The 22,227-nt window shown below is 66.3% G+C and carries 21 protein-coding genes, 1 tRNA gene and 1 pseudogene; 13 read left to right on the top strand and 10 right to left on the bottom strand.

The window, feature by feature from the left end; all coding sequences use genetic code 11:
* The first annotated feature begins 202 nt into the window (after positions 1–202).
* On the top strand, positions 203–547 hold the full coding sequence (locus DAT37_RS20390; RefSeq protein ID WP_109526385.1) for a toxin-antitoxin system YwqK family antitoxin: 345 nt from the start codon (positions 203–205) through the stop codon (positions 545–547).
* A gap of 28 nt (positions 548–575) precedes the next feature.
* Here DAT37_RS20390 and DAT37_RS20385 read toward each other — a convergent pair whose 3' ends face one another.
* A complete protein-coding gene (locus DAT37_RS20385) occupies positions 576–1,244 on the bottom strand; it encodes an HAD family hydrolase (RefSeq protein WP_198654366.1) in 669 nt (222 codons plus the stop codon).
* A gap of 401 nt (positions 1,245–1,645) precedes the next feature.
* Here DAT37_RS20385 and DAT37_RS20380 point away from each other — a divergent pair, with 401 nt between their 5' ends.
* Positions 1,646–2,068 (top strand): DUF4189 domain-containing protein, encoded by a 423-nt coding sequence (locus tag DAT37_RS20380; RefSeq protein ID WP_157978567.1) that lies wholly within the window; start codon positions 1,646–1,648, stop codon positions 2,066–2,068.
* A gap of 180 nt (positions 2,069–2,248) precedes the next feature.
* Here DAT37_RS20380 and DAT37_RS20375 read toward each other — a convergent pair whose 3' ends face one another.
* Positions 2,249–3,442, bottom strand: a complete 1,194-nt coding sequence (locus tag DAT37_RS20375; RefSeq protein ID WP_109526383.1) for an FAD-dependent oxidoreductase — start codon at positions 3,440–3,442, stop codon at positions 2,249–2,251.
* A gap of 94 nt (positions 3,443–3,536) precedes the next feature.
* Between DAT37_RS20375 and DAT37_RS20370 the strand changes: the two genes are divergently transcribed.
* From DAT37_RS20370 to DAT37_RS20365, 3 genes are all read left to right on the top strand, one after another.
* Positions 3,537–4,142 (top strand): TetR/AcrR family transcriptional regulator, encoded by a 606-nt coding sequence (locus DAT37_RS20370; protein ID WP_109526382.1) that lies wholly within the window; start codon positions 3,537–3,539, stop codon positions 4,140–4,142.
* A gap of 908 nt (positions 4,143–5,050) precedes the next feature.
* Positions 5,051–5,185, top strand: coding sequence for a hypothetical protein (locus tag DAT37_RS46080; RefSeq protein ID WP_269814791.1), 135 nt, complete (start codon positions 5,051–5,053; stop codon positions 5,183–5,185).
* Between the two features lie 556 nt (positions 5,186–5,741).
* Positions 5,742–6,779, top strand: a complete 1,038-nt coding sequence (locus DAT37_RS20365) for a DUF6630 family protein (RefSeq protein WP_456320122.1) — start codon at positions 5,742–5,744, stop codon at positions 6,777–6,779.
* A 158-nt stretch (positions 6,780–6,937) separates the two neighbouring features.
* Here the strand turns inward: DAT37_RS20365 and DAT37_RS20360 are convergent.
* The 4 genes from DAT37_RS20360 to DAT37_RS20345 all read right to left on the bottom strand — a co-directional run bounded on the left by DAT37_RS20360 (position 6,938) and on the right by DAT37_RS20345 (position 8,675).
* Positions 6,938–7,009, bottom strand: a tRNA-Val gene (locus DAT37_RS20360).
* Between the two features lie 30 nt (positions 7,010–7,039).
* Positions 7,040–7,504, bottom strand: a complete 465-nt coding sequence (locus DAT37_RS20355) for a peroxiredoxin (protein ID WP_109526417.1) — start codon at positions 7,502–7,504, stop codon at positions 7,040–7,042.
* A 73-nt stretch (positions 7,505–7,577) separates the two neighbouring features.
* Positions 7,578–8,000: a DUF3052 domain-containing protein gene (locus DAT37_RS20350; RefSeq protein ID WP_109526416.1), complete on the bottom strand. Its 423-nt coding sequence runs from the start codon at positions 7,998–8,000 to the stop codon at positions 7,578–7,580.
* A gap of 117 nt (positions 8,001–8,117) precedes the next feature.
* Positions 8,118–8,675: a hypothetical protein gene (locus DAT37_RS20345; RefSeq protein WP_109526380.1), complete on the bottom strand. Its 558-nt coding sequence runs from the start codon at positions 8,673–8,675 to the stop codon at positions 8,118–8,120.
* Between the two features lie 283 nt (positions 8,676–8,958).
* Between DAT37_RS20345 and aceE the strand changes: the two genes are divergently transcribed.
* The 7 genes from aceE (at position 8,959) to DAT37_RS20310 (ending at position 18,052) form a co-directional block, all read left to right on the top strand.
* Entirely contained in the window at positions 8,959–11,859 is a 2,901-nt protein-coding gene (gene aceE, locus DAT37_RS20340) for a pyruvate dehydrogenase (acetyl-transferring), homodimeric type (RefSeq protein WP_198654365.1), read from the top strand.
* Positions 11,860–11,930: 71 nt separating this feature from the next.
* Entirely contained in the window at positions 11,931–13,205 is a 1,275-nt protein-coding gene (locus DAT37_RS20335; protein ID WP_109526378.1) for a PucR family transcriptional regulator, read from the top strand.
* Positions 13,206–13,333: 128 nt separating this feature from the next.
* Positions 13,334–14,248, top strand: coding sequence for an ACP S-malonyltransferase (locus tag DAT37_RS20330; RefSeq protein ID WP_109526377.1), 915 nt, complete (start codon positions 13,334–13,336; stop codon positions 14,246–14,248).
* Between the two features lie 123 nt (positions 14,249–14,371).
* Entirely contained in the window at positions 14,372–14,671 is a 300-nt protein-coding gene (gene acpM, locus DAT37_RS20325; RefSeq protein ID WP_109526376.1) for a meromycolate extension acyl carrier protein AcpM, read from the top strand.
* A gap of 10 nt (positions 14,672–14,681) precedes the next feature.
* A complete protein-coding gene (locus DAT37_RS20320; protein WP_109526375.1) occupies positions 14,682–15,932 on the top strand; it encodes a KasA/KasB family beta-ketoacyl-ACP synthase in 1,251 nt (416 codons plus the stop codon).
* Positions 15,933–16,041: 109 nt separating this feature from the next.
* A complete protein-coding gene (locus DAT37_RS20315) occupies positions 16,042–17,475 on the top strand; it encodes an acyl-CoA carboxylase subunit beta (RefSeq protein ID WP_109526374.1) in 1,434 nt (477 codons plus the stop codon).
* Positions 17,476–17,584: 109 nt separating this feature from the next.
* Positions 17,585–18,052, top strand: a complete 468-nt coding sequence (locus DAT37_RS20310; RefSeq protein WP_109526373.1) for a winged helix-turn-helix transcriptional regulator — start codon at positions 17,585–17,587, stop codon at positions 18,050–18,052.
* Here the strand turns inward: DAT37_RS20310 and DAT37_RS20305 are convergent, their stop codons facing one another.
* Entirely contained in the window at positions 18,053–18,514 is a 462-nt protein-coding gene (locus DAT37_RS20305) for a hypothetical protein (protein ID WP_109526372.1), read from the bottom strand.
* A 113-nt stretch (positions 18,515–18,627) separates the two neighbouring features.
* The gene (locus DAT37_RS20300) at positions 18,628–19,323 is read right to left on the bottom strand and encodes a nitroreductase (protein ID WP_109526371.1); all 696 of its coding nucleotides are present in this window, start codon (positions 19,321–19,323) and stop codon (positions 18,628–18,630) included.
* A 151-nt stretch (positions 19,324–19,474) separates the two neighbouring features.
* Here DAT37_RS20300 and DAT37_RS46245 point away from each other — a divergent pair.
* Positions 19,475–20,086 (top strand): annotated as a pseudogene (locus DAT37_RS46245) (Eco57I restriction-modification methylase domain-containing protein); the annotation flags it as partial.
* Between the two features lie 1,047 nt (positions 20,087–21,133).
* Here the strand turns inward: DAT37_RS46245 and DAT37_RS45550 are convergent.
* Entirely contained in the window at positions 21,134–21,751 is a 618-nt protein-coding gene (locus DAT37_RS45550) for a TetR/AcrR family transcriptional regulator (RefSeq protein WP_232839877.1), read from the bottom strand.
* A 151-nt stretch (positions 21,752–21,902) separates the two neighbouring features.
* Positions 21,903–22,067, bottom strand: a complete 165-nt coding sequence (locus DAT37_RS20285; protein WP_232839876.1) for a hypothetical protein — start codon at positions 22,065–22,067, stop codon at positions 21,903–21,905.
* Positions 22,068–22,227: the final 160 nt, after the last annotated feature.

The raw sequence follows: 22,227 nt of genomic DNA, 5'->3' as shown, positions 1-22,227 counted from the left end.
TTCAGGTCACTGACACGCACACCCGCACAACATCTTTCAACACCCCGCCCGACAGCCCGGCACCATCACCTCACCACTTTCAAAACACGCCCTAGCGTTCCCGACGAACCAGGACGGTCGTGATCCGCGCCGCGGGTCGCGACCATCCGGCACGGGATGTGTCGAGATCGGTCCCACCCCCGCACCCTCGTACGCTGGTCGGATGGCGGAGGAGTACTTCAAGGACGGCACGGTGTCGGGCGTCGGTGAATACCTCGACGGGGAACGGCACGGGCCGTGGACGTTCTATTTCAAGAACGGGTCCGTGAAAGCGCGTGGCTCATATGACTCCGGGCAACTCGACGGCGAGTGGATCTGGCATCGCGAATCCGGTGGGCTGCTACAGCAGGGCGTATTCGTCGACGGTTTGCAGCACGGTCGTTGGCAACGGTGGCACGACACCGGAAATCGTTTGGACGACGGATTTTTCGAGCGCGGAAAGAAGTCCGGCGAATGGGTCACCTACGACAAGGCCGGGATCGAGGTGAAACGAAAAGTCTACCGTTGACCGGACATCCCGTGCGTCGCGCTCCGACTCACGTATCCGATGCCGTGCGGCGCGCGACCTCTCGGATCGTCATATCCGCGAGCGAATCCAGTACCAGATCGGCCCGCGACAGATCGAGACCGGCGGTCATCGGATTCGGGATGGCGACACAGACGAGTCCCGCCGCCTTCGCCGCCGCGATACCGTTCGCCGAATCCTCTACCGCGATGGCCTCGGCGGCATCCACACCCAATTCGGCCAGGGCGAGCAGATAGACGGCCGGATCGGGTTTGGTGTGCCGAACTCGGTCGCCGGTGGCGATCACCGCGAAACGGTCGAGGAGTCCCAGTCGGTCCAGGTGCGTGGTGACCCACCCGCGACTGGAACTCGACGCGAGCCCGATCGTCAGGCCGAGGTCACGAGCCTCGTCGAGCCAGGACTCGACACCGGGGCGCGACACTTCGGCGGCGATCAACGCGTGATGACGGGCCTGTCGACCGGCCCGCAGGGTTTTCCGGTCCACCGGGTAGCCGATCAGGCCCTCCAGGTGCAGCCACGGATCCCAGCTCGACTCCGTCGTGCCGATCACCTGGGCCCAGATGTGCTGTTCCAGCGTCGCACCGTGCGCCGCGTACACCTCCTGCCACGCCGTGAACTCGGGCGTCTCGGTATCCAGGACGAGGCCGTCGAAGTCGAAGATCATCGCTCTCAGAGGCACATTCGACAAGCTACACCCGGTCTCCGACAGCGACGCCCGGTTTTCGTCGACACCTGTCATGACGTCGACCGAAGTGATTGCGGTGCAATCGGTTACGAGATCCCACACCGGATCGAGCGCTGATGTTCCTTTGACAATGCCTTCTCGCTCGGATACGTTCCCTGCCGGGGAGTACGGAGTAGCGGCCTGCCGAGGTCGGATATCCGGTAGAAGGGGGATTCGCGCGTGCGAAATATTCATTCCGCGGTACTGCCGTGGAATCTCGATCCGTCTGCCGTGGCCTGACGCATCGTCCGTGTTCGTCGCCGACCGGAAGTGCCTTCCGTTGTCGAGCTCGACGGCGCACACCCGAATGGAATCGGTGAGATCTCGCCTATCGGAGAACAATTCGAGGAGTGACCGTGAAGTATCTCGTTCGAAGTCTCTTCATCACCCTGCTCGCCATCGCCGCGATCGGCGCCGGAGCGGCGCATGCCTCGGGAGATCAATTCGGGGCCATCACCGTCGAGAAGGCCGCGAATCCCTATGGTGTGACACATTTCTACGGATCGTGGGCCGATACCCGCGAAGCGGCGAGGGCGGCTGCCTCGGCCAGGTGCGGTTCGGCCACCGGGAACAGGGAAGCGGTCTGCGATCTGGTCACCTGGGCCAACGCGTGCGTGGACGCCGCGACTCGCGGAGTCGACTATCAGTGGGCGGAGGGGGCGAATCGGGCGGAAGCCACCGCCAACGCGCTGAGACTGTCCAACGCGCTCGGGGTGCCGGGGCCGATTCCGCTGCCCGCGTCCATCGGCTATGTCGCCTGCACCCCCAATTCGGAGTGACACAGGGATGAGTCGGGGTGTGTCGAGCGGGTCAACCTCGGCCTGTGAGGAGGCGCCGTCGCCTCGTGGTCGGCGGCGAGTACGCGTGCGGCGATGAACCCGGTGTTCGAGCTGTCGGCGAAAGATCAGTGCGTGTCGTCCGTCGCCGAGCGGCCGGACGCTCAGGCGGCGCGACCGCGTTCAGCCCATCCGGTCCGCCGCACGACCGGTGCCCGCCGCCGAACCGCGAGCCCGGCGGCCGCCTTCGCTGGTGAGTCCGGCGAGTACGGGGGTGACGCGCGCGACGGCGTTGCGCAACGCGATCCCCGGCCTGGTCGCGGGAAGCAGCAGGGCGCGGGCAACGCGGAACGCCTGCTGTTTGGATCGCACCAACGGCCGGTGCCGTGTCTCGTACCGGCGCAGCGCGGCGGCGACCTGTGACGGTGAGCCACTCAATTCCTCCGCGAGCCGGTACCCGCCCGCGATGGCGAGGGTGCTGCCGTCGCCGAACAGCGACACCGCCGCCGCCGCGTCCCCGACGAGTCCGACCCGTCCTTCGGACCAGCGCGGCAGTCGCATCCGGCTGATGGAGTCGAAGTAGAGGTCGTCGGTGTGGCGCAGTCGGTCGAGCAGATTCGGCAGTAGCCATCCCGTGTCGGGGAAGGCTTCCGCCAGCACCCTTTTGTGCTGATCGAGGTCGCGGTAGTCGTACCCGGGAACCTCGGCCCGCCGGAATATGAACGCGGCGATCGCGTGTCCCCGGTTCGGGTGCACGGCCACCGCCCGACCGGGCGTGTTGTAGATCAGCACCTCGGTATCGTCACCCGTCGGCTCATCGATCGGCATGGTCGCCACATACATTCCGGTATGCCGGATGAACGACCCCTCCGGTCCGAAGGTCAGGTGACGGACCGTCGAATGCAGGCCGTCGGCGCCGATCACCGCGTCGAACCGCGACCGTGGCGCGGCGGCGAAGGTGACGTCGACGCCCGCGTCGTCGTGGACGAGGTCGGTAATCGTGTCACCCCAGCGGTATTCGACGGTGTCGCGTCCCGCGTCGACCAGGATCGCCGCGAGGTCGGCCCGCGCCACCTCGACCTCCCTCGTCCCGGCCGCACCCGCGAAAGCCCGCAGTGGGATGCCCGCGAGCCGCCGTCCGTTCGCGTCGACGAACGTCATCCGATCCGTCGGTGAGTCGACCTCGCGAAGCCGCGCCATGACGCCCATCTTCTCCACCACGTCGACCGCGGGACCTTTGACATCGACCGGGCTGCCGCTGCTCCGCACGCCCGAGGCCCGCTCGACGACCGTCACCTCGCATCCCGCCCTGGCCAACCAGTACGCCGCCGTGGCCCCGGCGACCCCGGCGCCGGAGATCAACACTTTCTTGCCCATTTGCCTACCTCCGATAACCGGACGATTTTCGTCCGTTACGGCGAAGGTAGCATAAGCGGAAGAATTTCGTCCATATGTGCCCGAGGAGGTAGTGATGGCGGCCGATGGCCTGCGCGCCGATGCCCGCAGCAACCGCGACCAGATCGTCGCGTCGGCCTTGATCCTGTTCCGGGACAAGGGAATAGACGTGTCCATGAAGGAGGTCGCCGATCACGCCCGCGTCGGCGTCGGCACGCTGTACCGGCGTTTCCCCGACCGTGAAGCGCTGATCTCCGCCGCCTCGCACGCCTACCTGACAGGTCTGGCGGAGGGTGTCACGACGGCGGCCCGCGAGGAGCGCGACGCCTGGTCGGCTCTGCGAAGGTTTCTGCACGAATGCGCCAGGACCGGGGTCGGGGCGTTCGCCTCGTCGGTGGAACCGGTGTTGCACAACAGGATTCGCGGTGATGCGCATCTGACCGAGGTGCGCGAAACCGTTGTCGCCGCGATCACCGATCTGGTCACGCGGGCCCACGCCGAGGGGACGCTACGTCCCGATGTCGACGCCGGCGATGTCGCCCGCCTGATGACGGTGCAGATCTACACCCGGCCCGACGAAGAACCCACCGCGGCGATCGCGCGCGTGATGGATCTGCTTCTGGACGGTATCGGCGTCGAATCGAGTTCGGCGGAATCATCGCCCTCGGACCGAATCGTGTAGGCCCGGTCCGCTCGTCTGTCGGCGGGATCGATGCCTTCGGTGACCTGCTGCCGCGACTCACCGAGTTGCTCGGCGGGTCCGCCGCAGGACTCGATACCTACACCGCGTAGATCCTCGCGGTCCGCGACCGCCATCGCGTCGCGTTTCCGACCATTTCGTCGCGATCGATGGCCGGTTGCGCCTTCATGACCGCCCCCGGCCCGCGGCCCGATATGACCGAGGTTATCGGCCACGACGTTCTGTCGCCGCCTATCCTCGCCCCCAGCCCGACCGATGTGCCGCCGCCGAGCGCGGTACATCGGTCGGGCTGGGCCCTGAACCCACATCCTTTGGAACACGGGGCGCTCGCCACGATTCCGGAGCACACCATATGTCTCAGGGGTCCTCGATCCGATTCCCGCGCATGTCGCGGTGGATACGTTGCGCATGTCGCGGTGGACCTGTCGCACGGGTCGCGGTGGACCTGTAGCACGGGGCGCGGTGGACCTGTCGCACGGGTCGCGGTGGACCTGTCGCACGGGTCGCGGTGGACCTGTCGCGCACGTCGCGGTGGACCTTTCGCGCACGTCGCGGTGGACGTGCCGTGCATGTCGCGGTGGACATGCTGTGTGCACGTCGCGGTGGACGTGCACAGTACGTGGCGGTGGACGTGCCGTGCATGTCGCGGTGGATACGCCGCAATCACGGCGACGGACAACAGGTCGCTCGGATCGGATGGAACCGATTGTGCGGTAGTCGCGTCCAACTCTGATCTATCGCCGAATTCGGTCACCGAGGGTCAGGAGGGTCATGCGATTCGTGTATGCCGCATACCGGGCGACGGCCGTCGTCTCGTCACCGGTCGCCGTAGGTCTCGAGGACGGGCCGTGCTCACGGGCCGACGGAGTGGGGGAGAGGTGAGCGGCTGGGTGACAGCGGGGTTCGTCACGGCGATCAGCGTGCCGTCGGTGGTGCTCGTGGCCACCCTCGTCTGGCCCGAGCGTCGTCAGGACCACGAATCGGTGAGCGGGGCCGTCGATGATCCGAATGCTGAGGGCCGGTGATTCACGGCGGATGTGAACGCGCACCACATCGTCCGCGTCGTGAACTGCGAGCCAGGGTGTCGATGATCCGAGTTCTCGAGGGCCGTGATTTCGAGGCGGAATATGAACATGCACAGCCTCGTCCAAATCACGAGCCTGCGAGTGGAGCTGTCGATGGTCGGAATCTGTGGGTCGGTGATTCGCGGCCGAATGTGAACTGCACGGCCTCGTCCGCGTCGTGAACCTGCGAGCCAGGTTGTCGATGACCGCGTCCCTGACCGTAGGTGATTCCGCGGTGGAGTGTGGACACGCACCGCGTCGTCAGGATCGCCGATCTGTGAGCTGGGCTGCCCATCCGAATCCCGCCGGGCGGTGTTTCCGCGGCCGAAGGTGGGTGCACGGGAACCGCGTCGTCCGCCGCATCGCGTCAGGGATCTGGAGAGGGTGTGTCGCGCGACCACACGGACTCGTGCACGTCGAAACCCACTCGGGTCTCGCGGCACCGAGGGCTGTGCGTGACGGATGTCGAGAAGCAAATGCGCACGACCACGCGTCGGTAGGAGCGATAGCTTTGGTCGTGCTCACGGTGACGATGAACGACCGAGCGGCGAGATTGCTCGGTCTGCGGAACGGCTTCGGTGGTCTCGATCCGGACGAGGAATTGGTATCCGGCTTGCGGACCACCTGGGTCGACGGTGGAATCGCATGCCGTGGCGAGGTGGTGTGCTGGGCGCCGGTCCCCGCGTACGCCGACGACGCACCCGGGAGACAGTTCGATCTCACCGGGTGGGAATGCTTCGAAACCAAGCTCCACCTCGAAGATTTCGTACCCGTAGAGCGTGCGTATCCCGATGGGCCGATCATCGGTGTCGACGCACAGCGAACTCTGCTCCGACAAGGAGTCGCACTGGCTCGGGAGGTCGGGCGACTGGCCGGTGAACTGAGCGCGCCGATTCCGCTGCGATGCATTATCTCGACCGGCGAAACCAACGGCACGTTCAGGTTTCACCGAATCCGGCCCGAGGAAAGCTGGCTGGTGGACGACCTCGACAGCTACTCGCGAGAATATGTCGTGGTCGTCGACTTCCTTCCCGGGCCCGCCGAGAGGTTCCGGACCGGGCACATCGGCGCGGCGCAACGGGCGGCGCTCATCGACCTGGTCGAACTCCTGGCGCCCGATGTCGAGAAGGCCCGTGGCAGATTGGAGTGCGTCCTCGAGAACGCGTCGTGGTCGGCGTTCGATCCCGAGGACGCGCTGATCGAGGCTCTGCTCGACGGCGTCGCCGGTGGTTTCGCCCACTTCCATCCCGTGCTCGCCGATCCCGAAGCGATTCGTGGCTACCTGACGCTGCTGCCCGCCTGCCCGGAAGAGTTGATCCGGAAGTGGCACGACGGTGGTATCGAGGACGCCGGGAATACCGCGACAGATCTCCAGACCTACCTCCGGTCGCTGGGCGATCACTGCCGCGCGATCGGCACCGCGTTGATAGGCGTCTTCTGTGGCGAGGACGGACTGGTGCTGGGTTTCCTGCCCGAAGGCGAACTGGAGCGGTTCATCGCACTCGCCGCGACGGCCGAGGTGGAGGTCTTCGTCCACGGGTCGGTCGATCACTGACTCGGATCCGTCGAAGAGTCCCCAACCCTGCCACGATCAACAGTGGTCGAGCACGAAGGCCGAATGACAGGTGACATGTGGCCCCACGTTTGCCCCATAGAAGGAGGTGTGGGGCGATCGCCGGGGGCAAGACTTGCCGTCTACCCGCATGTTCTCGGTGGGCGCAGAGGGGATCGAACCCCCGACCGCTGGTGTGTAAAACCAGTGCTCTACCGCTGAGCTATACGCCCGCACTCCGTCGGTGCTACCGACGGTGCGGCTTATGAATCTAGCGCGGCGAGCGCTTTCTCCCAAGCCGCCTGGTCACGGGCCTCTCCGGGACCGTTCATCTCCGCGAAACGGACCGTGCCGTCCTTGTCCACGACGAAGGTGCCGCGGTTGGGGAAGCCGGTTTTCTCGTTGAAGACGCCGTAGGCCTGGGCGATGGCGCCGTGCGGCCAGAAATCGGACAGCAGGGGGAAGGTGTAGCCCTGTTCGGCGGCCCAGATCTTGTGGGTGGGCGGCGGGCCGACGGAGATCGCGAGGATTTCCGCGTCGTCGTTCTGGAATTTGGGCAGCTCGTCTCGCACCTTGCAGAGTTCCCCCTGGCAGATGCCGGTGAAGGCGAGCGGGTAGAAGACGATGAGCACGTTCTTCTTGCCCCGGAAGTCCGACAGTGAGACTTCCTGGTTGTTCTGATCCTTGAGCGTGAAATCCGGCGCGACAGTGCCAACTTCGAGCGGCATACGCGAATCCTCCATCGTGTCGGGTCTCCACCGGGTGGTGATGCGCCACCCGGCGGAAACCATAGCGAAAGGGTCAGCGTTGCTTCGAAGGAGCCTTGGGTTGTACCAATCGGCTTCCGGCCCAAGCGCCGAGGCTGATCGCAGAAGTCTGCGTCAGGCCCGCCGTGGGCGCGGCTTCGGCGATCTCGCTCGGATCGACATGGCCAGGCTGACCGGTCTTGGGGGTGAGAACCCAGATGAATCCGTCGTCCGCCAGCGGGCTGATGACTTCCATCAGCTCGTCGGCCAGATCGCCGTCTCCCTCTCGCCACCAGAGCAGTACGGCGTCGACGACTTCATCGGAGTCCTCGTCCACCATTTCACCGCCACTGGCGTCTTCGACATCGGCCCGCAGGTCGTCGTCAGTGTCCTCGTCCCAGCCCAGTTCCTGGACAACCATGCCGTGTGTAATGCCAAGCTTCTGAGCGTAGTTCTGCGCGTCCGCCGCGGCGACCACGGTGGTGTCCTCCTCAACTCCCGACAGTAGGTAGTTGCAAGCGAACATGGTTATCGGCCCGAGCGCAAGCTGATCGGACGAAATACCCTCCGAATGTCGCGCGACCGGTACGAAATTTCAGCGTTTCGGGCACGTTTCCCGGACCGCGTTCCTGGCGTCGTTGACGCGTTTGCTGGCGTCGTTCAGGGGCCCTACCTGCGCCGTATAGGTCATTCGACGGGTTTCGGCGGCGAGCGCCCTGGCCGCTGTGACGTACTCGGAGAATTTCGCGGCAAGATCATCGGGCAACGCGCCCGCCGCGGCCGTCACTCCGGCCTCGACCTTCGTCGCGGCGTCCTCCAGCGTCGTGGAGGCGGCATCGCGTTTGGCGGCGTAGTCTGGCGCATTGGAGTCGTGCGCGTCGACGAAGTCGTTGTACGCCTTCACCCCGAGGCCGGATGTGGTCGGGAACTGCGCGCAGTTCTCGCTGACGGCCTGGGCCTGCGCTGCCGCCCGCCGCGACGAGGTCGCCGCCGCGGAGGATGCGGCTGCTTCGGTCTTGTAGGAGGAGAGTTCCGCGGCGTTCGGAGTGGCGGTTCCCTCCAACGTTTCCGCGCATCCGGCGACCGTGAGCCCGGCGACGACCGCCGCGGCAGCACACACCAATCCGAATCGGCGTGGGTCGAGCACCTTCATCGTCCTCCCGCTCTTGCTCTGTATTCGCATCGAGATTCGCATCGAACAGTTCGTGCTCGGGTGGCTCGTGGGGTGCCGAAACCGGCCCGCGCCGGAAAAACTACCGGGTAACCCTTTGCCGAGGAAACCGTACTGGATTCGCTGCTGACATGATGACCTGGGACGCACCGTCGGCAAGGATGGAAGGTGCGCCCGGACTTTCGTAACGGGTGGTCCGCCAACCAGCGCTCCGCCCGGGGAAATAGAAGCCATCAGCTTGTCCACCCCTGTACGAGGAGCAGACTTGACAGACGTGATCCACTCGTCCGTTCCGGCGAAACCCGCTGGTCCCGACACCGTCTCCGCCCCGAACGGGTCGCACGCACAGCCGGCAGGCCGGGTGAGGGTGATCCGCGAGGGGGTGGCGTCCTACCTGCCGGATATCGACCCGGAAGAAACCAGCGAATGGCTCGAATCATTCGACGAGATGCTCGACCGGGAAGGTCCGGGCCGCGCGCGCTACCTGATGCTCCGATTGTTGGAGCGCGCGGGTGAGCGCCGGGTCTCCATTCCCGCGTTGACTTCCACCGATTATGTGAACACCATTCCCACCGAGAACGAGCCGTGGTTTCCCGGCGACGAAGAGGTGGAGCGTCGGTTCCGCGCCTGGATTCGCTGGAACGCCGCGATCATGGTGCATCGCGCACAGCGTCCCGGCATCGGTGTCGGCGGGCACATCTCGACCTACGCGTCCTCGGCGGCGCTCTACGAGGTCGGCTTCAACCACTTCTTCCGCGGGAAGGATCATTCCGGCGGCGGTGACTCGATCTTCATCCAGGGTCACGCCTCGCCCGGCATCTACGCCCGCGCCTTCCTCGAGGGCAGGCTCAGCGAGAGCCAGATGGACGGGTTCCGTCAGGAGTACAGCCACGGCGGCCCCGGACACGGTCTGCCGTCGTATCCGCATCCCCGGCTGCTGAACAACTTCTGGGAATTCCCGACCGTCTCCATGGGTCTCGGCCCGATGAACGCCATCTATCAGGCCAGGTTCAACCACTACCTGCACGATCGCGGTATCAAGGACACCTCCGATCAGCACGTGTGGGCGTTCCTCGGCGACGGCGAGATGGACGAGCCGGAGTCGCGCGGTCTCGCACACGTCGCGGCGATGGAGGGGCTGGACAATCTGACCTTCGTCGTCAACTGCAATTTGCAGCGTCTCGACGGCCCGGTGCGCGGCAACGGCAAGATCATCCAGGAACTCGAGTCGTTCTTCCGCGGCGCGGGCTGGAATGTCATCAAGGTGATCTGGGGTCGCGAGTGGGACGCGCTGCTCGGCGCGGATCGCGACGGCGCGCTGGTGAATCTGATGAACACCACGCCCGACGGTGATTTCCAGACCTACAAGGCCAACGACGGCGCCTACGTGCGCGACCACTTCTTCGGTCGCGATCCGAGGACCAAGGCGCTGGTGCAGGATCTGTCGAATCCGGAGATCTGGAACCTCAAGCGCGGCGGCCACGACTACCGCAAGGTCTACGCCGCCTACGCCGCGGCGATGGCCCACAAGGGTCAGCCGACGGTCATCCTGGCCAAGACCATCAAGGGCTATACCCTCGGCAAGCATTTCGAGGGCCGCAACGCCACCCATCAGATGAAGAAGCTGACGTTGCAGGACCTCAAGGACTTCCGCGATCTGCAACGGATCCCGATCACCGACGCGGAGTTGGAGAAGGATCCGTACCTGCCGCCGTACTATCATCCCGGCATCGACACCCGCGAGGTCCAGTACATGCTGGATCGCCGCAAGGCGCTCGGCGGTTTCCTGCCCGAACGGCGTTCCGTGGCAAAGCCTCTGCAACTTCCCGGCGACGAGGCGTATCGCTCGGTGCGCAAGGGTTCGGGCAAGCAGAATGTCGCCACCACGATGGCGCTGGTCCGCTTGATGAAGGAACTGCTGCGGGACAAGGAGATCGGCAAGCGGATCGTGCCGATCATCCCGGACGAGGCCAGGACCTTCGGTATGGACTCGTGGTTCCCTTCGTTGAAGATCTACAACCGCAACGGCCAGTTGTACACATCGGTCGACGCGGAATTGATGCTTGCCTACAAAGAGAGCACCACCGGTCAGATCCTGCACGAGGGCATCAACGAGGCCGGATCGACCGCGTCGTTCACCGCGGTGGGCACCTCGTACGCCACCCACGGCGAGCCGATGATCCCGCTCTACATCTTCTACTCGATGTTCGGTTTCCAGCGCACCGGTGACGGACTGTGGGCGGCGGCGGATCAGCTCGCCCGCGGATTCGTACTCGGAGCAACCGCCGGGCGAACCACCTTGACCGGTGAGGGATTGCAGCACAACGACGGCCATTCGCTGTTGCTCGCGTCGAGTAATCCCGCCGTGGTCACCTACGATCCGGCCTTCGCCTTCGAACTCGCCCATATCGTGCGCGACGGCCTGCGCCGGATGTACGGCGGCGGAGTGCCGAAGCCGTCGGCGCAGACGGCGCTGCCGGGTACAGAGACGGTTCGTCGCGCCGAGGACACCTTCGGCGGCGAGGACATCTTCTACTACATCACCCTCTACAACGAGCCCTACCAGCAGCCCGCCGAGCCGGAAGGTCTCGATATCGCGGGTCTGCTCAAGGGCATCTACCTGTACAAGGCGGGGGAGGCCGGTGACGTGCGCGCGCAGATCCTGGTCTCCGGCGTCACCGTGCCCGACGGTCTGCGCGCCCAGGCGTTGCTCGCACAGCGGTGGGGTGTGCAGGCCGATGTGTGGTCGGTGACCTCGTGGGGTGAACTCCGCAAGGAGGCGCTCGCCAAGGAGATCGCGGCACTGCGTGATCCGAGCGCGGAGGTCGGCGTGCCCTACGTCACCGAGGCGCTGTCGCGGGTCGACGGTCCCTACATCGCCGCGACCGACTGGATGCGCGCGGTGCCGGATCAGGTACGCAAGTGGGTACCCGGTGATTTCACCACCCTCGGCACCGACGGGTTCGGCTTCTCCGATACCAGGGCGGCGGCGCGGCGGGTGTTCAACGTCGACGCGCAGTCGATCGCGCTCGCGGCGCTGGAAGGTCTGGCCCGGGTGGGCAGGATCGACCAGTCCACGGTGCTCGAGGCGGCGGCCGAATATCGGATCGGCGATGTCGACGCCGCGCCGAAGTCGGCCGCAAGCGGTGAGGAAGAACTCGCGTAGCGGACTATTGGAACGTGGAACGTAAACCGCCGCGGCCCCGACGGATCTCCGAAGGCTCGTCCGAGCACGAGGTGTATCTGCCGACCGGGGCACTGTCCCCGAATCGGCAGAACCGGGATCCGCTCCCGGACACGCTGCTCAAGCGGGTCAAGCAGTTCTCCGGCCGACTGTCGACCGAGGCTGTCGGGTCCATGCAGGATCGGTTGCCGTTCTTCGCCGATCTGGACGCCGCCCAGCGGGCCGGGGTCCAGATGCTGGTGCAGACCGCGGTGGTGAACTTCCTCGAATGGCTCCAGGACCCGGAAAGCGATATCCGGTTCAGCCTGGACGCCTTCCAGGTCATTCCGCAGGATCTGGCGCGGCGGTTGACGCTGCGCCAGACCGTGGACATGGTCCGCGTGGCCATGGAGTTCTTCGAACAGTGGCTGCCCGCGCTCGCGCGCAACGACAGGCAGTTGGTCGCGCTCACCGAGGCGGTGTTGCGATACGGGCGTGAGCTCGGCTTCGCGGCCGCCTCGGTGTACGCCAGCGCCGCGGAATCACGCGGCGCGTGGGACACCAGGTTGGAGGCGCTGGTCGTCGACGCGGTGGTGCGCGGCGATACCGGCCCGGACATGCTGTCGCGGGCCGCGACGTTGAACTGGGACGCCACCGCGCCCGCGACGGTGCTGGTCGGCACGCCGCCCAAGGATCAGAGCGTGTCCATGGTCGGCGCGGTGCACAACATCGCCGCCAGGCACGGGCGCGCGGCGCTCGCGGTGGTGCAGGGCGCGCGGCTGGTGATGGTGGTGAGCGGGCATCTCAGCGACACCACCCATATATCGGCTTTCCTCTCCGATCTGCTCGCCGAGGTCTTCTCGGACGGGCCGGTGGTGATCGGACCGACCATGCGCACCCTCGGCGCGGCCCACGCCAGCGCGGTGGAGGCGCTGGCCGGTATGGAGGCGGTCGTGGGGTGGCGCGGTGCGCCACGGCCGGTGCACGCGACCGAATTACTGCCCGAACGCGCATTGCTGGGTGATCGAGCTGCGGTCGACGCGCTGAACGAGTATCTTGTCCTCCCGTTGGCCGCTGCGGGATCCTCGCTCGCCGACACCCTCGACGCCTACCTCGATTGCGGTGGAGCGGTCGAGACCTGCGCCCGTCAGCTGTACGTCCATCCAAATACGGTGCGCTACCGGCTCAAGCGAATCGGGGAGATCACCGGACGTGATCCGATGAATCCCCGTGACGCCTACGTGCTCCGGATCGCGGCCACAGTGGGTCGTTTGACACGAACCCGTAACGAATCATCAACATCCGACCCAGAAGCACCACATGTCGCTGTGGGTCCCGATGGGCTGTAACGCAGAAGGCGAATCGGTCGATCGGGACATCCCACATGGGATTTTGTGGGACCCCTACAAAAGGGATCGAGAAGCTTCGGTCGCGTCGACATCTCGTACGAGGCGCCTCACAGTGTTTTCTTAGAGGCGTGATCGCGTTACTTGCCCCAGGACAGGGGTCCCAGACACCCGGCATGCTCGCGCCCTGGCTCGACCTTCCCGGCGCGGGAGAACGCCTCGCCCTCTGGTCCAAGGCCTCGGGCCTGGATCTCGTTCGTCTCGGCACCACCGCGACGGCCGAGGAGATCGTCGACACCGCTGTGACGCAACCCCTCGTTGTCGCCGCCGCGCTGCTGGCCTTCGCCGAAGTCGAGCAGAATTCACTGCCCGCCGCTACCATCGTGGCCGGACATTCGGTCGGCGAGTTCGCCGCCGCCGCTGTCGCCGGGGTAATCTCCCCTGACGACGCGGTGGTGCTGGCCGCCATCCGCGGTGCGGAGATGGCCAAGGCGTGCGCGCTGGAGCCGACCGGAATGTCCGCGGTGCTCGGCGGCGATGAGGCCGCCGTCCTCGCACGGCTCGCGGAACTGAACCTCGTGCCCGCCAACCGCAACGCGGCCGGTCAGATCGTGGCCGCGGGCACACTCGACGCGTTGGCGGAACTGGCGGCGAACCCGCCGGAGAAGGCGCGGGTCCGCGCGCTTCCCGTCGCGGGCGCTTTCCACACCGCGTACATGGCTCCGGCCCAGGACGCGGTGGCCGAGGCCATCGGCAAGATCGCGCCGGACGAGCCGACTCGCGTGCTGCTGTCGAACTTCGACGGGCAGCCGGTCGCCTCGGGTCAGGACGCGATCGATAAGCTCGCCGCGCAGGTCACCCGACCTGTTCGCTGGGATCTGTGCACCGAGACCATCCGCGCCGCCGTGGTGTCGGCAGTGGCGGAGTTGCCGCCGGCGGGCACGCTGGTCGGCATCGCGAAACGGGAACTGAAGGGCACGCCGACGCTGGCCCTGAAAACGCCCGAAGACCTCCCCGCGTTGGCCGGGTTCACGACCTCCGGCTAACTTTCCCCGCGACGGTGCGGAGAAATTCGCACAGTCGTGACCGAATCGGCGGTAACCAACCGCCGCTTCGATCCGAAATAAACACAAGAGCCCTACAAATAGAAACAAGAAGGGAGCCACACCGTGGCCGCTCTGACCCAGGAACAAATCGTCGAGGAACTCGGCAGGATCATCGAAGAGGTTACGGGTATCGAACCCTCCGAGGTGACCATCGAGAAGTCCTTCGTCGATGACCTGGACATCGACTCGCTGTCCATGGTCGAGATCGCGGTACAGACCGAGGACAAGTACGGCGTGAAGATCCCGGACGAGGATCTGGCCAGCTTGAAGACGGTCGGCGACGCTGTCGGCTACATCCAGAAGCTCGAGGCGGAGAACAGCGAAGCCGCCGCGGAGCTCAAGGCCAAGTTCGACTCCGAGTAGGGCCGAAACAGTGACCACTCCTTCCACCTTGAACGGGAATTTCCCCAACGTCGTCGTCACTAGCCTGGCGGCGACCACGTCGATCGCGGGTGACGTCGATGCGACGTGGAAGGGACTCCTCAACGGCGAGAGCGGTATCGACGTTCTCGAGGATTCCTTCGTCGAGGAATACGACCTTCCCGTCCGCATCGGCGGACACCTGAAGGTCCGACCGGACACCCTGCTCACCCGGGTCGAATGTCGGCGCATGGCCTACGTCGAGCAGCTCGCGACCGTTCTCGGTCGTGAGGTCTGGCGCAACGCGGGCAGCCCGGAAGTCGATCCCGAGCGGCTCGGTGTGGCCATCGGAACCGGGATCGGCGGCGGCGACGCCCTCATCGACTCGGTCGACAAGCTGAAGAACGGCGGCTATCGAAAGATTTCGCCCCTGGCTGTTCAGATGGTCATGCCGAACGGCCCTTCGGCCGTGGTCGGTCTCGAATTGAAGGCCAGGGCAGGAGTGGTCACTCCGGTCTCGGCATGCTCGTCCGGCTCCGAGGCCATCGCCAACGCGTGGCGGATGATCGTCATGGGTGACGCCGATATCGTCGTCGCCGGTGGCGTCGAGGGTTACATCGACGCCGTGCCGATCGCGGCATTCTCCATGATGCGTGCGATGAGCAACCGCAACGACGATCCCAAGGGCGCCTCGCGGCCTTTCGACAAGGACCGCGACGGATTCGTCTTCGGTGAGGCGGGCGCCCTCATGGTCATCGAGACCGAGGAGCACGCCAAGGCTCGTGGAGCCACCATCCACGCGCGTCTGCTCGGCGCGGGTATCACCTCGGACGGTTTCCACCTCGTCGCCCCCGATCCCACGGGCGACGGTGCCTCGCGCGCCATCAAGCGCGCGCTGCAGACGGCGGGTCTGACCGCCGCTGACATCACCCATGTCAACGCACACGCGACCGCGACGCCGATCGGTGACACCGCCGAGGCGAACGCGATCAACAAGGCCATCGGCAATCACGCCTCGGTCTACGCTCCGAAGTCGGCACTGGGCCACTCGATCGGCGCGGTCGGCGCCCTCGAGTCCGTGCTCACCGTGCTCAGCATCCGCGACGGCATCGTGCCGCCGACGCTGAACCTGGAGAACCAGGATCCGGAGATCGACCTCGATGTGGTGCACGGGGAAGCCCGTCGCCAGGAGATCGAGTACGCGATCAACAATTCCTTCGGTTTCGGTGGGCACAACGTCGCGCTCGCCTTCGGTCGCGCATAGCCGCTCGATCGACTGCACAACGAATCAGGCGGGGGCCGGTATCGGCCCCCGCCTGATTCGACATACGCAGCCGCGCTCGCGGCAACACTCTTATCGAGGAGATAACGCGATGACCATCATGGCTCCGGCGTTCCCACAGGAGACGACGACAGATCCGCGTGATCCGCTGGGCAGGCTCCAGCGCTTCTTCGATCCCGGCACGGTTCTTCCGCTGCACCCGCGCGACAAATCCGGCGTGCTCGCCGCGATCGGCGAGGTCGACGGTGTCCGCACCATCGCCTACTGCTCCGATGCCACCGTCATGGGCGGCGCGATGGGCGTCGACGGATGCAAACACATCGTCGACGCCATCGACACGGCCATCGATTCCGGTGCTCCCGTTGTCGGTATCTGGCATTCCGGCGGTGCCAGGCTGGCCGAGGGCGTGGAGGCCCTGCACGCTGTCGGACTGGTCTTCGAGGCCATGGTCCGCGCGTCCGGCCTGGTCCCGCAGCTTTCGGTGGTTCTCGGATTCGCCGCGGGCGGCGCCGCCTACGGTCCCGCGCTGACCGATATCGTGATCATGGCTCCCGAAGGCCGCGTTTTCGTGACCGGACCCGATGTGGTGCGCAGCGTCACCGGTGAACAGGTCGACATGGAAACCCTCGGCGGCCCGGTCACCCACGGCAAGAAGTCCGGTGTCACCCATATCGTCGCCGACAGCGAATCCGATGCCATGCATCGCGCCCGCAGGCTGGTGTCGATGTTCGCCGAGCAGGGCGAATTCGATCTGCTCGCCGCCGAGCACGGTGATGTCGACCTGAAGGCGCTGCTGCCGGAATCGGCCAAGCGCGCCTACGACGTGAAGCCGCTGGTGCACGAGCTGCTCGACAATATCAACGGCGAGTCCTCCTTCGAGGAATTGCAGGGCGGTTACGCGCGCAGCATGGTGACCGGTCTCGGTCGTCTCGGCGGTCGTACCGTCGGTGTGCTGGCCAACAATCCGTTGCGCCTGGGCGGCTGCCTCAACTCCGAGAGCGCGGAGAAGGCGGCGCGGTTCGTGCGCCTGTGCGACGCGTTCGGCATCCCGCTGATCGTCATCACCGATGTGCCCGGCTACCTGCCCGGCGTCAGCCAGGAGTGGGAGGGCGTCGTGCGGCGCGGTGCGAAATTGCTGCACGCCTTCGCCGAAGCGCGGGTTCCCCGGGTCACGCTGGTCACCCGCAAGATCTACGGCGGCGCCTACATCGCGATGAACGCCAGGTCGCTCGGTGCGACCGCCGTGTACGCGTGGCCGGGTTCGGAGGTCGCGGTGATGGGCGCCAAGGCCGCGGTCGGCATCCTGCACAAGAAGGCGCTCGCCGCCGCGCCGGACGACGAGCGCGAGGCGCTGCACGAGCGGCTGACCGTCGAGCACGAGCAGATCGCGGGCGGTGTCGAGCGCGCCATCGCGATCGGGGTCGTCGACCAGGTCATCGACCCGGCCAAGACCCGGAGCACGATCGCCGCCGCGCTGGCCGCCGCGCCGTCGCGCAAGAGTCACCACAAGAACATTCCGCTGTGAGGTGAGTGTCGTGAAACGGGCCCGGGAAATTCCCCGGGCCCGTTTTCGTTGTTCGTCTCCGTCGAGCGATCACGGGGGCGGAGGCGTCAGCGCTGGGTAGCATCGGGTTGTGCGTTACGAGGAGCTTTCCGAGGAGCCGTGTTCGATTACCCGGCCGCTGGTGATTCTGGGTGACCGGTGGACACTGGTGATTCTCAAGCACTCGTTCGCCGGTATCCGTCGCTTCAACACTTTCCAGAGCGCGCTCGGTATTTCCCGCAGTCGATTGCAGGATCGGCTGGACCGGTTGATCGAGCACGGCATCCTGGTGAAGCAGAAGGCCGAGGTCGGCGCGCACGAGGAGTACCGGCTGACGCCGAAGGGGCACGATATCTATCCGATCCTGATGGCTATCCGGGATTGGGGCGACACCTATATGGCGCCCGCCGGGCCGCCGGTCGAATACCGTCATCGCGGATGTGCCGGGGAGGCGCATGTGAAACTCGAATGCGATTCCTGCGGAAGTGAATTGACCGCCCGCGATATCGCTCCCGAACTCGGTCCGGGATTGACCGGGGAAAGTGTCGCGGCGGGCTGATCAGGAAACGGACCGGATCTTTTCGGCCGGATTGTCCTGATTCACGCACTCCTGGAAAGGATTCGGGACGGCCGGGGAGATCCGGCAGTTCCACACCCCCGTGCCGACGGCGACGGTGATCACGACATTCTCGCCCGACGTGCGTGACCTGGCCGCGTAGATCTCGGCGACCGCGAGCGCGGCCTCGCACGCGGTGTCTCCCCTGATCGTGATCGCGGTGATGCTCTGGCCGAACTCGGCTGTGCCGCAGGAGATCTCGATCGGTTCGAGGACCGGTTGCGCGACGTGGACGGCCCGGGTGGGTGAGGTCGTGGTGGGAACGATCACGGCCGCGGTGGTGGCCGCGGCGCTCGCGGTCGGCGTCGCGCCGAGGACCTCGCCCTCGGCATCGTCGCAGCCGGTGAGGCCCGCGGTGAGCGTGACCGCGGCGATGACCGCGGACAGTACGCCGGAAGAACGCATGAAGCCTCCTGTGTCGCGCGGTCGACGCCGGAGCCGCTGATCGCCCCCCGACCTGCGCTCACCCTAGCGCGGTCGGCGGGCGAGTGCCGGTATCGGCGCGACGATCGCCCCCCTCAGTCGCTGTGCCAGGCGACAACGTGGTCGAGATCGGCTCGGGTGGTGCGGAACCGGTTCACCGGATGGTCGGTGTCGGGGTGACCGAAGGAGATGGCGGCGACGACTCGGCGGTGGTCGGGGATGTCGAAGTGGGCGCGCAGGAAGGGGGAGTAGGAGGCCAGGGCGGCCTGGGGTGCGGCGCCGAGGCCAAGACTCTGGGCGGCGAGCAGGAAATTGCCGATGTAGAGGCCGCAGTCGACGGCGCCGTAGACGCCGAGATCCGCTTCGCTGGTGACGATCGCGACGTGGGGCGCGTCGAAGAGTTCGAAGTTGCGGACGGCCTGGCGCATGGTGCCCGCGTTGTCGCCCTTGGCGATACCGACGCTGTCGTAGAGTTGCAGGCCGCATTCGCGCCTGCGATCGCGGTAGACGCCGGTGTAGGCCGACGGGAACGGGAAATCGGGTTCGGGGATGGCGCCCGCGACGTGCTCGAGCAGCGCTTTCCGGAATCGGTCGGTGCCCGCGCCCTCGGTGACCGCCACCTGCCAGGGCTGGGTGTTGCACCACGACGGTGTGCGCCCGGCCAGGCGAAGCAGCGCTTCGATGGTCTCGCGGGCGACCGGGTCGGCGGTGAACTGCCTGCATGTCCACCGTTGTTCGAGGATCCGGTGCAACGCCTCGTATTCGTCGGTCCGCACATCCGTCGGGTTCATCGGCCCACCCTCTCGTATTTGGTTCTATTTCGAGACTGAATGCTAGCGTGAGTGGTCTCATTTCGGAACTGGATGCGGCCGGGAAATCGCACCCGAGCGCGGGACAGCAAAATCCAGTTATCGGAGGGCGCGTGCTGGCAGAATCCGACCCATGGGGTCCGAGGCCTGTGACGCGCGTAAGCGGCACGGCAGGCACTACACGCCGCCCGCGCTCGCGCAGTTCCTGGCGCGACGCCTGCTGGCGCATATGCCGGAACCGAGCCGCGCGGGCACGCTGCGAGTCCTGGATCCCGCCTGCGGAGACGGGGAACTGCTGCTCTCGCTCCATCGCGAGATCACCGCCGGACTTCCCGGCGTCCCGGTGGAACTGATCGGATTCGATCTCGACGAGACGGCACTGGCGGTGGCCCGGGCCAGGGCGCTGGCGGCCGGTGTCGACGTGCGATGGCATTCGGGAGATTTCCTGTCGGAGTCGGAACGGCTGGCCGACAACAGTTTCGACGCGATCATCACCAACCCGCCGTATGTGCGCACCCAGCAGTTGGGCACGGTGGCCGCGCGATCGCTGGCCGAGCGCTTCGGACTGCGCGGCCGGATCGATCTGACCCACCCCTTCGTCGCCGTCGCGCCGCGACTGTTGCGCCAGGGCGGCGTGCTCGGTCTGTTGTGCGCCAACAGGTTCATCACCACCAGGGCGGGCGCCAATATCCGCGCGATCCTGTGCGCCGAACTCGCGCCGGTGGAACTCTACGACCTGGGCGACACCAAATTGTTCGAGGCGGCCGTGCTGCCCGCGATCACGATCGCGACCAGGACCGGAACCCGCCCCGACTGTCGTTTCGTCTCGGCCTACGAAGTACCCGAATCCGAAACCGTGTCCGTACCCGGGCTTTTCGAAGCGCTGACCCGTGACACCGGCGGCAGCGTCGCCCACGACGGGCGCACCTTCGCGGTGGAGGTCGGCACGCTGTGCTCCGAAGGTCCGGCGCTCGCGCACCGTGCCGACAGCACCTGGCGGATGTCGCGTCCCGGCGTCGACGCGTGGCTGGCCCGGATCGGTGAGCGCACATGGCACACGTTCGGTGAGGTCGCGCGGATCAGGGTGGGAATCAAGACGACCGCCGATCGGGTCTTCATCTCCGACCGCTGGCACGAAGCGGATCCGTGTCCGGAACAGGAACTGCTGCTGGATCTCATCACCCACCACGATCTCGCGCCGTGGCGTATCGACCGCGAGCGCGAGACGCGGGTGCTCTATCCCTACGACACCGACGTGTCCCGGCGTACCCCGGTCGACCTGCGCGAATTCCCCGGCGCCGCCGCCTATCTGCGAACGCACGAGGAAACGCTGACGGCGCGACGGTATCTGGTCGACAGCGGCAGGAGCTGGTTCGAGATCTGGGTGCCGCAGCGTCCGCACCTGTGGCGCGTGCCCAAACTGGTCTTCCCGGATATCAGCGAACGTCCCCGGTTCGCGCTCGACCGCTCAGGGGCGGTGGTGAACGGGGACTGCTACTGGATCTCGCTCGCGGATCTCGGGGTCGGAGACCACCTGGCCCATCTGTTGATGGGCGTGGCCAATTCCGCGCTCGGAGTGCGTTTCTACGACGCGGTCTGCGGGAACCGGCTCTACGCGGGCAGGCGGCGGTGGATCACCCAGTACGTGTCGCGATTGCCGCTGCCGGATCCCGGGTCGGCGGCGGCCGCCGAGATAGTGGGGCTGGTCGGCGAATTCGTCGGCGGGCGTCCGGTCGAGCCGGACGCGCAGCGGACACTCGACGAGTTGGTCGCGGCCGCGTTCGGGGTCGGCTCAGGTCGTCGCCCTGACACCGACCATGGGCAGCAGCGTGCGCCGCGCGAATTCGCGCCCGGCCTCGGCATCGCCGAGCGGGATCAGACCGTCGGGGGTGAGGGCCAGCGACAGCGCCAGGCGGGCCATGATCTCGGCGACCAGATCGGCGTCGAAGTCGTCGTCGGCGCCGCGCAATTCGCCCAGTTTGCCCGCCAGGTACGTGCGGCCGACGGCGAGGATCGGGCCGCCCTCGGTGGTGAGCCGCGGCAGGATCAGATCCGGTTCGGTCCGCAGCAGGCGGCGCAGTAGTTCGTTACCCGCGATCGCCCCGATGAAGGCGACGAAGATCTCCACCAGTTGGTTCTCGGTGCCTTCGACCGTCTGCACCCGCTTGTCGATATCGGCGACGAAACGCTGTGCCTCGCGCACGCTGACCGCCTCGACCAGATCGTTCTTGGATTCGAATCGGCGGTAGAGGGTGGCGGGGCTGATTCCGGCGCGCCGGGCGATCTCGCCCATGCTGGTGCGTTTGATGCCGAAATCCAGGAATGCCGACAGCGCGCTCTCCAGTAGTTTCTCCCCGTCTTTCACGGGCTTGTCCAGAATCCGCTGGAGCATGGGCGGAACGGTGGGCATCGAGTCTCCAGTCAGGGGCGCGCCGACAGGGCGGGGTGGGTCGTTCATTATCCCACCGGCATACGCCGTCGCGGTCCCGGATCGGCCGAAAGGTGAGTGGAAGGCATGTCAAGCATCTCACTCTATCGCCGAAGGCCCTCGCGCGGTGGGGCTACGGACGCGGCAGATCCAGATCGGCCATTTCCTGCTCGATCGCGTTGGCCGCGAAATCGACACCGCTGGATCGCAGTTCGTGAACCCGGCGCTGGAGCGCCTCGATACCCCCCGGTTGTGCCGCGATGTCGGCGACGCTGATCCGCGCCTTCGGCCGGTGCATATTCGTATCCCTGCACACCACCGTGATACCTCCTGCCCGCACGCCGCGTCGCTCGCCGTCCCTGGGGGACCATATCGACGAAAACCGCTGGCAAACGTCTCGGCCGGAGCCCCCGGGACGCCGGGCACGCACCCCGAATGTTATCAGCCGCTCGAGCAGG

The organism is Nocardia aurea, from assembly GCF_003123685.1.
GTDB lineage: Bacteria > Actinomycetota > Actinomycetes > Mycobacteriales > Mycobacteriaceae > Nocardia > Nocardia aurea.
The sequence above is the reverse complement of the archived record's forward strand: the minus strand, read 5'-3'. Positions and strand labels throughout refer to the sequence as shown.